The following is a 16,285-nucleotide window of genomic DNA, read 5'->3' on the forward strand; positions in this document are numbered from 1 at the left end:
CGGAAATGAAAGATATGACCAATCTCGACGAATTCGAAGTAGGCTTTGACATTCCGGCCAAGCCCGGAATGGATGAAGAAGATATCCAGACCCCCTCTCTTGTGCTGGATCTCGACGCGCTTGAACGCAACATCAAGAAGATGGGCGACTATGCCAAGGCGCACGGCATGCGCCACCGCGTGCATGGAAAAATGCACAAATCGGTAGACGTGGCCAAGTTGCAGGAGAAGATCGGAGGCGCCGTAGGCGTCTGCTGCCAGAAAGTTTCAGAGGCCGAGGTGTTCGTGCGCGGCGGCATCAAGGACGTTCTGGTGTCGAACCAGGTGCGTGACCCCGCCAAGATCGACCGTCTTGCCAGCCTGCCAAAGCTGGGCAGCCGCATTATCGTCTGTGTCGATGATCTGGACAATGTCGCGGATCTTTCAGGCGCGGCGGTGGATCACGGAACACAGTTGGAGGTCTTCGTCGAAATCGACTGCGGCGCTGGCCGGTGCGGTGTGACGACAACATCCGACGTGATCGAAATCGCCAAAGCGGTCGAAGCAGCCGAGAACCTGAAATTCACCGGCATTCAGGCCTATCAGGGGGCCATGCAGCACCTCGACAGCTATGAGGCGCGCAAGGAAAAGCTCGACACCGCAATTGCGATGGTAAGGGACGCGGTTGAAGGCCTCAAAGCCGAAGGCATCGAGTGCGAATTGGTCTCGGGCGGTGGCACCGGTTCATACTACTTCGAGTCCAACTCGGGCGTGTACAACGAACTGCAATGCGGGTCCTACGCCTTCATGGATGCCGATTACGGCCGTATCCTGGACAAGGACGGCAACCGGATCGATCAGGGCGAGTGGGAAAACGCCTTCTTCATCCTGACCAGCGTCATGAGCCACGCCAAGGCGGACAAGGCGATCGTCGATGCGGGCCTCAAGGCGCAATCGGTGGACAGCGGTCTGCCCGTTATCTTCGGCCGAGATGATGTCGAGTACATCAAATGTTCGGACGAACACGGCGTCGTCATGGACCCGAACGGTGTGCTGAAGGTCAACGACAAGCTCAGGCTGGTTCCGGGGCACTGCGACCCAACCGCAAATGTACATGATTGGTATGTCGGCGTTCGCAACGGCAAGGTCGAGACCGTCTGGCCCGTATCCGCCCGCGGACGCGCTTATTGATCCGAACTTGCCGTGTTTGGGAGGGCTGGCTCGGAAGCAGCCAGACAGCCGCCCGCGTGTATGCTCTCCTTCCGGTGGTGGCACGCGGGCGCACGAATATTTGATTGGAGAATGAAATGCTGATCGTACCCGAGCGTGAGATCGCTGACCTTATGACCCGACAAGCGGCTTTTGACGCGGTCGAACAGGTCTTTGCCGCAATGGCGTCCGGCGACGCCTACAACTTCGCTGTCGTGCGTGAAGCCATCGGGCACGAAGATGCACTGTACGGCTTCAAAGGGGGGTTTGACCGCGCCGGCCTGACGCTGGGACTGAAGGCGGGCGGCTATTGGCCGAACAATCTGGAAAAACGCGGGCTGATCAACCACCAGTCCACCGTTTTTCTTTTCGACCCCGACACCGGCAAGCCATCTGCGATGGTCGGCGGGAACCTTCTGACGGCCCTTCGAACGGCGGCAGCATCATCGGTATCGATCAAGCATCTCGCACGCAGGGACGCCAAGGTCATAGGCATGATGGGCGCTGGCCACCAGGCAGCCTTTCAGCTTCGCGCGGCTTTGGAGCAGCGCGCCTTTGAAAAGATCATTGGCTGGAACTACCACCCCGAAATGCTGCCGAATATCGAGAAGGTCGCCAATGAAGCCGGTGTTCCGTTCCAAGCGGTCGAACTTGACGAAATGACTGAAGCGGATGTGATCATTTCGATCACTTCGGCCTTTGCGCCCTCGCTGATGGCGAACCATGTAAGCCCCGGAACTCATATCGCCTGCATGGGCACGGACACCAAAGGAAAACAGGAAGTCGAAGCCGCCCTTCTGGCCAGGGCCAGCGTGTTCACGGACGAAGTCGCGCAATCCGTCAGCATCGGCGAAGCGCAGCACGCGGTGGCCGAAGGCCTGATCCAGGAAAGCGACGTGGCGCAGCTTGGCGCGGTCATCAACGGCACCGATCCGGGCCGGATATCGGACAATCAGATCACGCTGTTCGATGGCACGGGTGTGGGCCTTCAAGATCTTGCGGTCGCCGCGTCCGTGGTTGACCTCGCCGTTCGGAAAGGGGTCGCGATCGAGGTCGATTTCTGAAGCCAGACGGCGCCACCTTCTTGGGCATTGTCTCGGCGGTCCTTTTGGGCGAAGAGCTTTTGACAGCAGATCTCCATTCAATGGTGACCAAATAATGAAACGCGGCGCGCCTAGGCGCGCCGCTTCATGTTTTTTCCAGAACGATCAGTGTATCACGCCGAACGCATCAGACGTGGTCGTCTTGCTCGATGGACCCAAGACCATGTCCGGCCATACCGCCCGAGACCTCTTCCGTCGCTTCGTCGGAAAGTTCTTCGGGAAGCACCAGATTCAATACAATGGCGATGACGGCGGCGGGCAGGATTCCTGATGTCGCCAGAACCTTCAATGTGCCGGGCAAGTATTGCAACGCGTTGGGTTCCAGCTGCAAACCCAGTCCAAGGCTTAGGGCGATTGCAAAAATCACCATGTTGCGCCGGTTCCAGTTCACGTCCGACAGCATCGAAACCCCTGCGGCAACAACCATGCCGAACATCACGATCACGCCGCCGCCAAGAACCTCAATCGGAATGGACGAGATTATCGCCCCGATCTTTGGAATAAGCCCGCAAATGATCAGGAAAACCGCGCCGATGGTCACGACCATGCGGCTCATGACTCCGGTCATGGCAATCAACCCGACATTCTGGCTGAACGACGTGTTCGGCAGCGCCCCAAACAGACCAGAGATCGCAGTACCAAGACCATCAGCATAGGTCGCGCCCTGTATTTCCTTGTCGGTAGCTTCTCGGCCAGCGCCCCCCTTGGTGATACCGGATACGTCCCCAACGGTTTCAACGGCGGAAACAAAGGACATTGCACAGAAACCGATGATGGCCGCGACCGAAAATTCAAGGCCAAAATGCAAGGGGTTCGGCAGTGCAAAGGATGCCGCGTTGCCGACGTTGCCCAGATTCACCTGGCCAAGCAGGAAGGCCACGGCGTATCCGACCAGCAGTCCGATGAGAACCGCCGACACCGACAACATGCCCCGGGCAAAGAATTTCAGGCCAAGCGTGACCACGATTACGGTTCCGGCCATGAACCAGTTCAGACCCGAGCCATATTCCTCGGTGCCTATGGCGGGTACACCGCCGGCGGCATATTGAATGCCGACTTTGACAAGGGCCAGGCCGATCATGGTTACCACAAGGCCCGTAACCAGCGGCGGAAGAGCAAAGCGAATGCGCCCTATGAACAACCCGAGGAATGCGTGGAACAAGCCACCGACAACAACCCCGCCCATCAGGACGGCAATTGCGTCAACGCCCTTGCCAACCACCAGTGGAATCATGATCGGGATAAAGGCAAACGATGTTCCCTGTACGATCGGCAGCCGGGCACCGACCGGGCCTATGCCAACAGATTGAAACAACGTGGCGACGCCCGCGAAGAACATCGACATCTGGATCATGTAGATCATCTGCGGGAAATCGGGGCTGTTCGAGCCAAAGCCGAAACCGGCCGCGCCACAAACGATAATGGCTGGCGTGACGTTGGACACGAACATCGCCAGCACATGCTGAATTCCAAGCGGCACCGCCTTAAGCAGCGGCGGAGTATAATTCGGATCGCGGAGTTGTTCCGGCGATCCGATGGATGCATCTGACATTTGGTCTTTCCTCCCTTGAGGTTCGCAGCCGGCTCCTCTTCCGGCAACGCGCCTCATTCTGTGATTTCAAACGCCTCCTCGAACCAATGCTCTTCGAGGTTGGGCCCGGCTCCAATTCGGTCGACCACCGCAAAAAGTCCGGGCGCATGAAGCGGGGTCAGAACGCCATGCCAAGTGTTGCGATGATAATTCACTCCCTGTCCGGGCGCTGTTTTGAAGGCGATGGGCCGACCGGGTTTTCCGTTTTCATCCGGGGCCACAACCACGACAAATGGTTTCTCCGACAAAGGCAAAAAGGCTTGGCTGCCATCCGGATGGCGTTCAACCATTTCCAACTTGATCGGCAGGCTGAAGGCTTCGGACTGAAACACACTGATACCCGCGCGCCCATCCTGGAAATCCAACACGGCCCGGTCGTGATAGCGGGCGCATCTGCCCTGATTTATAAGCTTGTCCACCCGGCCAGCCGCCTCGATGACATCGCCAAATGGTGCAAATGCCTCTGACGTCAAGGGACGGAGTTTCAAGCCAGCCGTCATTGCGCGAACTTCTCGATCAGACGCAATTCGGCAATGCGCTCGACCTGACGGCAGGCTTCGGCAAATTCGCTGTCGCGGTCATTGTCGATGCGTCGGCGAAAGGCTTCCAGAATGCTGGCCTTGGTGTTGTCTTTGACGGCAATGATGAAAGGAAAGCCGAACTTGGTCGTGTAGGCTTCGTTCAACGCCGTGAACGTTGCGCGTTCTTCATCGGTCAGCATGTCCAGACCCGCACCGGCCTGTTCCGCGGTGCTTTCCTTGGTCAGGCGGCCGGCGGCGGCCAGCTTGCCAGCCAGGTCCGGGTGGGCTGTCAGAACGCCAAGGCGCTGCTCGGGCGAGGCGGAACGGAACACACGCGCCAGCGCGTTGTGGACACCAGCGGCATTGTCATGCGTCGGGCCCATTTCCAGTTCGTACGCACCTTCGGCAATCCACGGGCTGTGCTCGAACACGCCGCCGAATTCCGACACAAAGGTTGGTCGATCCATTTTGGACGGGGTCAGACATTGCACCGGCGGGTGTTCAATGGCCCAGTGTTCGGCAATCTGCTCGCGCGTTGCGAACCAGACACCTTCGTGTTTCCTGAAATAATCAAGTGCGCGTTTTAGCGCCATGGCGCGACCGGGGCGACCGATCAGACGGCAGTGCAACCCAATCGAGAGCATCTTGGCCGCGCCCGCCTCACCCTCGGAATAGAGCATGTCAAAGCTGTCTTTCAGATAGCTTTCAAACTGTTCCCCATTGGTGAACCCCGCCTGAATTGCAAAGCGCATATCGTTGCAGTCCAGTGTATAGGGCATGATCAGTTGATCCTTGCCCCCTGCCTTGATCCAGTATGGCAGATCGTCGGCGTAGCTGTCGGCGATATAGGCAAAGTCGCCTTCCTGAGCGGCCAATTCGACCGTATTCATCGAACAGCGGCCCGTATACCAACCACGGGGCGGCTGACCTGTAACCTCTGTGTGCAGGCGGATTGCTTCGCGGATCTGGGAACGTTCTTCTTCTGCGCCCATGTTCTTGTGTTCAATCCACTTCAAACCGTGGCTGGCGATCTCCCACCCGGCATGCTTCATCGCCGCAACCTGTGCAGGTGCACGTGCCAAAGCGGTTGCAACACCGTAGACGGTGACAGGCAGATCCTGCAAAAGGCGATGCACGCGCCAGAACCCCGCGCGGCTGCCGTATTCATAGATCGATTCCATGTTCCAATGCCGTTGCCCCGGCCAAGGGGCGGCGCCGGTGATCTCGGACAGAAACGCTTCGGATGCGGCATCGCCGTGCAGAACGTTGTTTTCACCGCCCTCTTCGTAATTCAGCACGATCTGAATGGCGATTTTGGCGTCGTTCGGCCAGTTTGCTTTGGGAACTTGCCCACCGTAACCGGTCATGTCTCGTGGATAAGGCTTCACATCGGTTTCCTTCTTCTTGAATTGATCAATACCCCAGATAATCAAAGATGTTTTTCAAAAAATGCAGAAAGCAGCTTCCCACAGACTGCCTTTGCTCCTGGATGCGAAAACAGACTAGTAACTGTATAACTTGAGGAGTAGCGCAAATGACCGGTTACCTTACAACACATGTTCTGGATACGGCCCGGGGGTGCCCCGCCGAAGGATTGAAAATCGAACTGTTCCGCATTGAAGGTGCAGACCACCAGTTGCTGAAAACTCTGTTCACCAATGACGACGGCAGGACCAACGAACAAATTCTGCCCGAAGCAGAGTTTTCAACAGGTGACTACGAACTTGTCTTCCATGCCGGGGATTACCTTGATGCCTGCGGCACACCACCTGAAAACCCGCGCTTTCTGAACGTCATCCCGATCCGGTTTGGAATGTCCGAACATTCGCATTACCACGTGCCTCTGCTGCTTTCGCCCTTCGGGTACTCGACCTATCGCGGCAGCTGAGCGACCTACCGGGCCGTATTTGCCGCCGCAATCGACGACCCGATGCGTTCGATTATGAATTCCATGAAAAGCCGCGTTTTGGGGTCCTGCATACGGCGGTGCGTAAACAGACATGCCATCTGAATCGGTTCTGGCGGCGTCTTTTCCGCCACCGGAACCAATGTCCCGGCCTTGAGATGTTGAGCGATCTCAAAAATCGGCTTCAACGCGATACCATGTCCGCCAAGGGCCCAGTCTGTCAGCACGTCGCCATCGTCTGACTCGTAGCGCCCGGAAACCCGGAACCGTTTTGGCCCCGTATCGGTCCTCAAAAGCCATTGAAACTCGGTCGCGCCCGGGAACCGCAAATTGAGACATTCGTGCTCATCAGCGATCAACGCGTCCCCGCTTTCGGGCATCCCGCGCCTTTTGATGTATTTCGGGGATGCACAAAGCACTCTTTCGACATCCGCGATCTTGCGAATACGCAGGTTGCTGTCCTCTGGCTGACCAAGAAAAAATGCCAGGTCCAGACCTTCGGTTGTCAGATCAACCTTTCGGTCGGTCAGCCTTAACCGGACGTTCACCTCGGGGTACTCGGCAAGAAACTTCGGGACCTGCGGCGCAATCAACCGACGCCCGACTCCCAACGGCGCCGCGACATAGAGTGACCCTTTCAGGTTTTCGGTCAGATTGACGATCTGGGCTTCGGCACTTTCGACCGCTTCAAGGATCTCTGCCGCGCCGCGATAGAAAGATTTTCCCTGCTCGGTGGGCGTCAGGCTGCGTGTCGTGCGTTGGAACAAACGCACGCCAAGATGCTCTTCCAGTTGCGATATACGCGCCGACGTGACGGCTGGCGAAACCCTCAGATCACGGCCCGCGGCGGACATGCTGCCCAATTCATAGACCCGGACAAAGGTTCTGATGTTATCAAGGTAGGACATTTTTTTGCATTTTTTGATACTGCTTGGTCTTTACCAGCAATACCAGAATAAAACACACTCGCATAGAGTAACCGGAAGCAAAGAATCTTAGGAGCAAAGCCATGTATGACTTGGCCGTAATGTGGGAGTGGATCGCCTTTTCCGTCCGCTGGCTGCATGTGATCACCGCGATGGCGTGGATTGGGGCGTCATTCTACTTTATCGCGCTGGACCTCATGCTAAAGCCGAACCCAGCCCTTCCGGACGGGGCCTACGGCGAAGAATGGGAAGTACATGGCGGCGGCTTCTACCACACCGTCAAATATCTGGTTGCGCCCTCGCGCATGCCCGAGCACCTGACCTGGCACAAATGGCAGAGTTACACGACCTGGCTGTCTGGTGCGGCGTTGCTCATGATCATATACTGGGTTGGTGGCGAGCTGTTCCTGCTTGATCCAACCAAAGTGGACCTTGCGCTGTGGCAGGGGATTCTGATTTCCGGCGGATCGCTGACCATTGGTTGGCTTCTCTACGATCAGATGTGCAAATCCAAGCTGAGCGATCACCCGACCGTTCTGATGCTGCTGTTGTTCGTGATCCTGGTGATCATGTCCTGGGGTTACAACCAGATCTTCACCGGTCGTGCTGCGCTTTTGCATCTTGGCGCCTTCACTGCAACGATCATGACGGCCAACGTGTTCTTTCAGATCATGCCGAACCAACGGATCGTGGTCGAAGACCTCAAGGCCGGTCGGACGCCTGATGCCAAATACGGCAAGATCGCCAAGGTACGATCCACGCATAACAACTATCTGACTTTGCCGGTCGTGTTCCTGATGTTGTCGAACCACTATCCACTTGCTTTCGGCACCGAGTATTCCTGGATCATCGCCAGCCTGATCTTTCTGACGGGCGTCACCATCCGTCACTATTTCAACACGATGCACGCAACTGGGAAAGGCCCGCACTGGACCTGGGGCGTGACGGTTCTGCTAATGGTCGTGATCGCTTGGCTGTCTTCGGTGAGAAACACCGAGACATGGGAAGACGCCGAAGCGCGCGAGCTGACACTATACGAGCAGAAATATGCGTCCGCCGCGGGCTTCGAAGATGCCTATGACACGGTCTTGGGCAATTGCTCGATGTGCCACGCCCGCGAGCCGGTGTACGGCACCATGAAATGGGCCCCGAAGAAAGTTTACCTTGAGACACCCGGAGATGTGGCCCGACATGCTGACCAGATCTATCTGCAAGCCGGGATCAGCCACGCAATGCCGCCACCATCGGCAGTGCAAATGGATGAAGAGGCACGCCAAACCATCATCGCATGGGTGCGTGAAGTCAGAAACCATTAGGCGCCTGCGCGCGAAACCATGACAGCGAACCGGGCCGTGATGCCCGGTTTTTCTTTATGCGAAAAAGCGTTTGCTGTGCTGTGCGATATGTTCGACGAACAGGCGCACCTTGGGATCTTGCAGCTTTTTGTGCGGATAAAGACACCCGAAAATCGTTGGCAAGGGGGGCGTCTCGGGCAGGACCTCGACCAGCCGTCCATCCTCGAGAAACTCCCGCACGTCAAAGCGCGGCTTGTTGACGATCCCACGACCGGACAAGGCCCAGTCGGTCAGAACATCACCATCGTCTGCGTCGTATTTGCCGCCAACTTCAAGCTTTCGCGGCCCCATGTCAGTGCGAAGAGTCCAATAGTATTCCGGAGACCTAGGATAACGCAGCAACAGGCAGTTATGGGGCATGTGCAACAAATCATCCGGTGTTTTGGGCGTCCCAAACCGCGACAGGTAATCGGGCGAAGCGCACAGAACACGATCACAATCCGCGAACTTCCGCAGTTTCATGGTTGAATCGCCAGGCTCTCCAATGAAAAAGGCGATGTCCAGACCGTCGGCCAGAATGTCCACCTTGCGATCGGACAGGCGCATGCGAATCTCTGTTTCCGGGTAACGATCCGAGAATTCCGGCACCAGAGGCGCAACGATTCTGCGCCCGACACCCAAAGGCGCGGTGATGCGGATCGCCCCCCGCGGCGCGTCGGAAAAGCTGGCGACACGCGCTTCGGCGTGATCAAGCGCCAGCAGGACCGCCTTGGCTTCATCGTAGAAAACCGTCCCCACTTCGGTTGGGGTCATCGATCGGGTGGTTCGGTTGAACAGCCGCACACCCAGATGGTTTTCAAGCTCTTTCAACCGTTTGCTGGCCACCGCCGGGGTCAACCGAAGATCTCGCCCGCCAGAGGTGATGCTGCCCAGCTCCATCACGCGGACAAAAACACGCAGACTTTCGATGTAAGACATTGGATCCTCCCAGCAGCGAAAGAATGCGGTATAGCCCCATCTTTTTCAACGATCTGTTGAAAGTATTTGCCATTTGCAGCGATTTTCCATCTCAATCTTTGCTCCTATGGTTCCACTGACCACCCTCCGGAAGGCAGGGGCAGAGGGAGAATTCCATGACGCATCGCACCCACATCCAATTTGTCCTCAATGGCAAGGATGTCTCCGTCCCAGACGTGTCGGCAGGCCAGACACTTCTTGATTTCCTGCGCCTGGAACGCCGACTGACAGGAACGAAGGAAGGCTGCGCCGAAGGCGACTGCGGCGCGTGCACCGTGCTTGTCGGACGGCTTGGGCGCTCGGGCCTGCGCTATGCTCCGGTCAATGCCTGTATCCGGTTTCTTGCCTCTGTAGACGGCTGTCATGTCGTGACGGTTGAACATCTGTCCGGGCCTCAAGGCCGGCTGCACCCGGTTCAACAAGCCATGGTCGATCACCATGGCAGCCAGTGCGGGTTCTGCACACCGGGCTTCGTCATGGCCCTCTATGCGCTTTGGATGCAAACTCCGGAACCGACCGAAGTACAGGTTGAAACCGCATTGCAGGGCAACCTGTGCCGCTGCACAGGGTATGAGTCGATCATCCGAGCGGCCATTGCCGTCAGCCGCTACGGCACCCCGACATCTGATCATCTGAACACCGAACGCGAAACCATGACCGCGCGTCTGGCGGCCCTGAAGGACGGGCGGCGCGTGGTCTCCGGACCCGAAAACAACCTGAGCATTCTGCCATCCGGCGTCGATGATCTTGCCGAATGCCTGCAAGCTTATTCAAACGCCACGATCGTGGCCGGAGCCACCGATGTGGGCCTGTGGGTGACCAAGTTCCTGCGCGACATTGGCCCCGCCATTTTCACCGGTCATCTCGAAGACCTGAAAACAGTCGAAAGACAGGGGTCTCTCCTCCTGATCGGTGCCGGCGCCAGCTACACCGATTGCCAGGACCTTCTGTCTGTACACCTGCCACACCTGTCCTCCTACTGGGATCGCATCGCAGGGTGGCAGGTGCGGAATATGGGAACCGTAGGTGGGAATATCGCCAACGGCTCACCCATCGGGGACACGCCGCCGGTTCTCATCGCGCTCGGCGCGGAAATCACTCTGCGGCGCGGTTCCGAACGCCGAACCCTGCCTCTGGCTGACTTCTTCATCGACTACGGCAAGCAAGACCGCCAACCCGATGAATTTGTCGCAAGCATCCGCGTGCCTCTGCCCGGACCCAACGATCTGGACGCTGCATACAAGATTTCCAAGCGGCGTGACGAGGACATCTCTTCCGTCGCTGCGGGTATCCACATGACGATCACAGACGGCACCATCAGCAATGCGCGCATTGCATTCGGCGGCATGGCCGCCACGCCCAAGCGTGCGGCTGCGGCCGAGGCGGCGCTGAACGGTCAACCCTGGGCGCGCGACAGCTTTGAAGCCGCCGCCGAGGCGCTGGCACAGGATTTCTCACCTCTGACCGATTGGCGTGCATCGTCTGACTACCGGATGCTGACCAGCCAAAACTTGCTGCGTCGGTTCTTCCTCGAAAATGACGCCAAAACCGACACTCCCGTTCAACTGGCTTGCGCCTAATCAGGAGACGAGAAAATGAAAGATAACGTTTCCATCATCGGATCAGCCCACACCAACGTCAAACATGACAGTGCTATCAAGCATGTCGCCGGGCGGGCCGACTACACCGACGATATTGCTCAGCCCGAAGGCACGCTGCACGCGTATCTCGGGGTCTCTGACGTCGCGCATGCCAAGCTTTTGGACATCGATTTCACCGACGTTCTGGCCACGCCCGGCGTTGTCGGTGTGCTGACCGCAGACGATGTGCTGGGGGCCAATGATATCAGCCCGACACATCTGAACGATGAACCGGTTTTCCCGACCGACGCCATACAATTCCACGGCCAGCCGTTGTTTGCAGTGATTGCCGAGACCCGCGACATCGCGCGCCGCGCCGCTGAACGGGCAAAGATCGAATACGAAACCCTGCCCCACGCGCTGGACCCGATCACCGCGCAGAAAGCAGGATACCCGCATGTCACAGCGCCCCTCAAGCTGGAGCGGGGAGACGTGGCACCGGCTCAGGCGGCCGCGCCCAACCGGATCAAAGGCCGGATGAGCGTTGGCGGTCAGGATCACATGTACCTTGAAGGCCACATCGCCTTTGCGATTCCGGGCGAAGACGACGATGTGATGGTGCATTGCTCGACCCAGCACCCGTCAGAGGCGCAACATATGGTGGCGCATGTCCTTGGGGTGCCGTCCAATGCGGTCGTGGTCAACGTCCGTCGCATGGGTGGGGGGTTTGGCGGCAAGGAAAGCCAGATGAACCTGTTCTGCGCCGTGGCGGCCATGGCTGCCAAAAAGTGGAACCGCGCCGTCAAAATCCGCCCCGACCGGGATCAGGACATGACGGCAACCGGTAAGCGCCATGATTTTGTGATCGACTATGATGTCGCTTTTGACGATGAAGGCCGCATTCAGGCGGTCGAAGGCAGCTTTGCCGCGCGTTGCGGATTCTCGGCAGACCTGTCGGGACCTGTCACCGACCGGGCGCTGTTTCACGCGGACAACGCCTATTTCTATCCGAACGTCCGTCTGAACAGTCATCCAATGAAAACCAACACGGTGTCGAATACCGCGTTTCGAGGATTTGGCGGCCCGCAGGGTGTGATCGCGGCAGAGCGGATGATCGAAGAGATTGCCTATGCCACCGGGAAAGACCCCCTGGATGTACGTAAGGCGAATTTCTACGGCACCAAAGACCGTAACGTGACGCCGTATCACCAAGTGGTCGAAGACAGCATCCTCGACCGGCTGATCGGAGAGTTGGAAGAGACATCGGAATACCGCCAGCGCCGTCAGGACATAATTGAATTCAACAAGACATCGCCAATCCTGAAAAAAGGCATCGCGCTGACACCGGTCAAGTTCGGCATTTCCTTTACCGCGACCTGGTACAATCAGGCCGGTGCGCTGGTGCATGTCTATAACGACGGGTCGATCCACCTGAACCACGGTGGCACCGAAATGGGCCAGGGTCTGAACACCAAGGTTGCTCAGGTCGTGGCCGAGGCCTTCCAAGTCGATTTCAACCGGATCAAGATCACCAAGACGACAACTGAAAAAGTTCCCAACACCTCGGCCACTGCAGCCTCCAGCGGGACCGATCTTAACGGCATGGCCGCGTTGAACGCGGTCGAGCAGATCAAAGCACGTCTGGTGAAATTCGCCGCCGAAACTTGGAATGTCGCCCCCGAAGAAGTGGCCTTCCACGCCAATCAGGTGCATATCGGCGACGAGGTTCTGCCCTTCGATGTGTTCATCAAACAGGCCTATCTGGCGCGCGTGCAGCTCTCGGCGGCCGGGTTCTACAAAACACCGAAAATCCACTGGGATCGGGCCAAGGGACAAGGCCGTCCGTTCTACTACTACTCCTACGGCGCGTCGTGTTCAGAAGTGACGATTGATACCCTTACAGGCGAATACCGCGTGGACCGAACAGATTTGTTGCACGACGTCGGACGCTCGCTGAACCCTGTGCTCGACAAGGGGCAGATCGAAGGCGCGTTTATTCAGGGCATGGGATGGCTAACCACCGAAGAGCTTTGGTGGGATGATGCCGGCCGTCTGCGTACCCATGCTCCGTCGACATACAAGATTCCGCTCGCGTCAGACCGCCCGCGTATCTTCAATGTGAAACTTGCCGATTGGTCGGAAAATCGCGAGTTGACCATCAAACGGTCCAAGGCCGTTGGCGAGCCGCCGTTCATGCTGGGCATTTCGGTGTTTGAGGCCTTGTCGATGGCCGTAGCCTCTGTAGCTGACTACCGCGAATGTCCGCGCCTTGACGCGCCAGCCACCCCCGAACGTGTGCTAATGGCAGTTGCGCGGCTGCAAGCGGGGCCCTGAGCCATGACTGCCCCCGGTTCCCTTAGCGAATTCCTGTCCACGCAGCACAGTGTGATCTGCATTGCGCTGACACGCGTGCGCGGGTCGTCGCCGCGCAACGAAGGGACCGAGATGTTCGTGGCACCCAGGGCACTGTGGGGAACCATCGGTGGTGGCCAATTGGAGTTCATGGCCATCAACGCCGCCCGCGACATGCTGCGCGACGGGGTGTTGCATCAGGATCTGGATGTGCCGCTTGGCCCCGAAATCGGCCAGTGCTGCGGTGGGCGGGTCGAGATGAAACTGACCCGCATGCGTGCGTCCGACAAATGGGCCGCCACAGAGCGCGCGACCCAGCGCGACGAGGCTTTGCCACACGTCTATGTCATGGGCGCGGGCCACGTGGGACGCGCTTTGGCCAATCAGTTTCAGCATCTGCCGGTGCGCTGCATCCTCGTCGACACCCGACCCGAAGAGGTCGAGCTTTGCACAGCCAATGTCGAAACCCGGGTCAGCGCGATTCCCGAAGCCGAAATCTGGCGCGCGCCCGCAGGCAGCGCCTTTGTCGTTCTGACCCATGATCACGGGCTGGATTTCCTGCTGACGACCGCCGCGCTGGAACGAAAGGATGCCGCTTATGTAGGGATGATCGGGTCCGCCACAAAGCGGATAAAGCTCAGGAACTGGGCGCAGAAACACTGTGACGGACAGTCCATCGAACATTTGAAATGCCCCATCGGGGCTAGCGGTAGCCGCGACAAGCGGCCCAGCGTCATCGCCGCCTTCGTGGCGGCCGAGGTGATGGCTGAATTGACCTCTGAAACTGCCGCGACCGCCCTGACCGGGGCAAACCAGGCACCCCTGCGGGGCCACCATCACGACCGGAAAGGGAGATCGGCCTGACACCTGTCGGGCCAAACCGGTCACATCAGAGGAGGAGACCGTCATGGACGGGAGGACCTATGAATACAAGCTGTTTACCCGCAGCGATTTCAGCGCTTTCTGGGCGCTGTTTACCGACAACCTTGTCAACCTGCTGATCCTGTCCGGGGTCTGCCAATTCGTGTTTCAAATGCCTGCGGACATTGTCTTTGGCCGCATCGTTCCCGGCGCTGCCATCGCGATTTTGGCCGGTGTCGCTGTCTACACTTACCTCGCCAAATGGGCGGCAAACGCGCAGGGCAAAGACGTAACCGCGTTGCCCTACGGCATCTCGACGCCGGTTATGTTCGTCTACCTGTTCGGGGTGATCGGACCCATCTATTGGGCGACAAATGATCCAATGCTAGCCTGGCAAGTAGGCATCGGCGCCGGGTTCATGGGCGGCATCGTCGCGGCTCTGGGCGCCGTGGTTGGACCGTATCTCAAGCGGATCACGCCACGTGCGGGGATGCTGGGGACGCTGTGCGGCATTGCCCTGGTCTTCATCGGCTCTGTGCCGCTGGCCGAAGTGTTCGAGAACCCCATCATCGGCTTTACGTCGCTGCTGTTCATCCTCTGGGGTTTGATCGGCCGTTTCCGCCTGCCGGGCAATGTTCCGGCCGGCCTTGTCGCGATTGCTGCCGGTACCGTGATCGCCCTTCTGCTTGGCGAGTCCAAAATTGATGTCAGCGGCATCGGGTTCTACCCGCCGATCCCGTATTTCGGTGACCTGATCGCCGGTGTGCAATACCTGTTCGCCAACCCTGAGCTGTTCCTGGTGCTGATCCCCGTGCAGATCTACAATTTCATCGAAACGATGAACAACGTGGAATCCGCCGAAGCGGCAGGCGACCATTACCCTGTCGGGCTCTGCCAGGTGACGGACGGCGCAGGCACGATGCTGGGTGCTCTGTTTGGTTCGCCATTCCCGACAACCGTCTACATCGGCCATCCGGCCTATAAACGGCTGGATGCCCATGCGGGGTATATTGTCGGTGTGGCCGTTGTAATTGCCGCCGCCGCCTTTCTGGGGTTCCTGTCCTTCCTCGCGGGGCTGATCCCGATCGCCGCAGCCGCACCGGTACTGGTCTTTGTATCAGTCAGCCTGATCACCAACACGGCCTGGGCTGTGAAACCGATGCACATGGCTGCGGTATCCTTCGCGATCCTGCCCCATATCTCGGCCTTCCTGATGGTCAAATGGGGATCGTTGATGAACGCGCTGCGCAGCAGCGGTGTCGAAGGGCTGCCATCCTTGGGAGATCCTGATCTGACCTCGGCCCTTCTGATGGAAGGGGCTCATTACGAGGGGCACCTTGCCCTGAGCCAGGGGGCGATCATCACCGGTCTGGTCTGGGGTGCCATCGTGGCCGATGTGATTGACGGGCGCTTCCGGATGGCCGGCGCGTTTGCTGTCGCAGGTGGGCTGATGTCTTCGATCGGCATCATCCATTCCTACACGCTACAGATACCTCAGTTCGACGGGATAACCATCGGCTATCTGATCATCGGTGCGTTTCTGTACGTCTACCCGGTGTTCGCCCCCAAAGAGGATCTTGAGCATCGCATCATCGTGCCGGACGAGCCCGACCTCATCGATGACGATTCACCCGCTCAGCAGGCCTGATCGGCAACGGGGCAGTCGCATGGCTGCCCCAGAAACCATCCCTTCCCGTTCAATCGTGGCCGTTCAAGAGGCAGAGTTTGCCCTGCGGTCGCTTGCAGATCTTTCTCCCGCCTATCTCAGAGTGACGGCATGTGGTTCGAATGGGTCTTGCAGAGGATCACCCTTGCGAACCACACATCTGCATCGGCTGGGTCACACAAAATAGACGACCACAGGTGATGTGCGAGGGGTCAAGACCCTCAACTGCAAGCCCCGCAATCGGCCAGGCGTGACGAATTTTGTCGTTTGCAGGCATTTT

Annotated in this window: 13 protein-coding genes; 8 read left to right on the plus strand and 5 right to left on the minus strand. The window is 58.3% G+C overall.

Annotated elements, in window-relative coordinates; all coding sequences use genetic code 11:
* Positions 1-5 precede the first annotated feature (5 nt).
* Positions 6-1,169, plus strand: a complete 1,164-nt coding sequence (bhcC, locus tag GS605_RS15790) for a 3-hydroxy-D-aspartate aldolase BhcC (RefSeq protein ID WP_171724583.1) — start codon at positions 6-8, stop codon at positions 1,167-1,169.
* Between the two features lie 116 nt (positions 1,170-1,285).
* Entirely contained in the window at positions 1,286-2,251 is a 966-nt protein-coding gene (bhcD, locus tag GS605_RS15795) for an iminosuccinate reductase BhcD (RefSeq protein WP_171724584.1), read from the plus strand.
* 166 nt (positions 2,252-2,417) lie between these two features.
* Here the strand turns inward: bhcD and GS605_RS15800 are convergent, their stop codons facing one another.
* The 3 genes from GS605_RS15800 to puuE are packed head-to-tail and all read right to left on the minus strand — an operon-like array spanning position 2,418 to position 5,790.
* Complete coding sequence (locus tag GS605_RS15800; RefSeq protein ID WP_171636436.1) at positions 2,418-3,842, minus strand: uracil-xanthine permease family protein; 1,425 nt, start codon at positions 3,840-3,842, stop codon at positions 2,418-2,420.
* Positions 3,843-3,895: 53 nt separating this feature from the next.
* Positions 3,896-4,381: an ureidoglycolate lyase gene (locus GS605_RS15805; protein WP_171724585.1), complete on the minus strand. Its 486-nt coding sequence runs from the start codon at positions 4,379-4,381 to the stop codon at positions 3,896-3,898.
* Positions 4,378-5,790 (minus strand): allantoinase PuuE, encoded by a 1,413-nt coding sequence (puuE, locus tag GS605_RS15810; RefSeq protein WP_371732265.1) that lies wholly within the window; start codon positions 5,788-5,790, stop codon positions 4,378-4,380. Before puuE ends, GS605_RS15805 begins: the two co-directional genes overlap by 4 nt.
* 146 nt (positions 5,791-5,936) lie before the next feature.
* Between puuE and uraH the strand changes: the two genes are divergently transcribed.
* A complete protein-coding gene (gene uraH / locus GS605_RS15815) occupies positions 5,937-6,290 on the plus strand; it encodes a hydroxyisourate hydrolase (protein WP_171724586.1) in 354 nt (117 codons plus the stop codon).
* A 5-nt stretch (positions 6,291-6,295) separates the two neighbouring features.
* Here the strand turns inward: uraH and GS605_RS15820 are convergent, their stop codons facing one another.
* A complete protein-coding gene (locus GS605_RS15820; RefSeq protein WP_171724587.1) occupies positions 6,296-7,216 on the minus strand; it encodes a LysR family transcriptional regulator in 921 nt (306 codons plus the stop codon).
* Between the two features lie 101 nt (positions 7,217-7,317).
* Between GS605_RS15820 and GS605_RS15825 the strand changes: the two genes are divergently transcribed.
* Complete coding sequence (locus GS605_RS15825; protein WP_171724588.1) at positions 7,318-8,550, plus strand: urate hydroxylase PuuD; 1,233 nt, start codon at positions 7,318-7,320, stop codon at positions 8,548-8,550.
* Positions 8,551-8,604: 54 nt separating this feature from the next.
* Here the strand turns inward: GS605_RS15825 and GS605_RS15830 are convergent, their stop codons facing one another.
* Positions 8,605-9,507, minus strand: a complete 903-nt coding sequence (locus tag GS605_RS15830; protein WP_171724589.1) for a LysR family transcriptional regulator — start codon at positions 9,505-9,507, stop codon at positions 8,605-8,607.
* 155 nt (positions 9,508-9,662) lie between these two features.
* Here GS605_RS15830 and xdhA point away from each other — a divergent pair, with 155 nt between their 5' ends.
* Genes xdhA through GS605_RS15850 form a run of 4 tightly spaced genes read left to right on the plus strand, consistent with a single transcriptional unit; the run spans position 9,663 to position 15,987 of the window.
* The gene (gene xdhA / locus GS605_RS15835) at positions 9,663-11,126 is read left to right on the plus strand and encodes a xanthine dehydrogenase small subunit (RefSeq protein WP_171724590.1); all 1,464 of its coding nucleotides are present in this window, start codon (positions 9,663-9,665) and stop codon (positions 11,124-11,126) included.
* Positions 11,127-11,141: 15 nt separating this feature from the next.
* Positions 11,142-13,460, plus strand: a complete 2,319-nt coding sequence (gene xdhB / locus GS605_RS15840) for a xanthine dehydrogenase molybdopterin binding subunit (protein WP_171724591.1) — start codon at positions 11,142-11,144, stop codon at positions 13,458-13,460.
* Between the two features lie 3 nt (positions 13,461-13,463).
* Complete coding sequence (xdhC, locus tag GS605_RS15845; protein WP_171724592.1) at positions 13,464-14,342, plus strand: xanthine dehydrogenase accessory protein XdhC; 879 nt, start codon at positions 13,464-13,466, stop codon at positions 14,340-14,342.
* 43 nt (positions 14,343-14,385) lie between these two features.
* Entirely contained in the window at positions 14,386-15,987 is a 1,602-nt protein-coding gene (locus GS605_RS15850) for a xanthine/uracil/vitamin C permease (protein WP_171724593.1), read from the plus strand.
* Positions 15,988-16,285: the final 298 nt, after the last annotated feature.

The organism is Ruegeria sp. HKCCD7559 (assembly GCF_013110575.1).
In the GTDB taxonomy this organism is placed as follows: domain Bacteria; phylum Pseudomonadota; class Alphaproteobacteria; order Rhodobacterales; family Rhodobacteraceae; genus Ruegeria.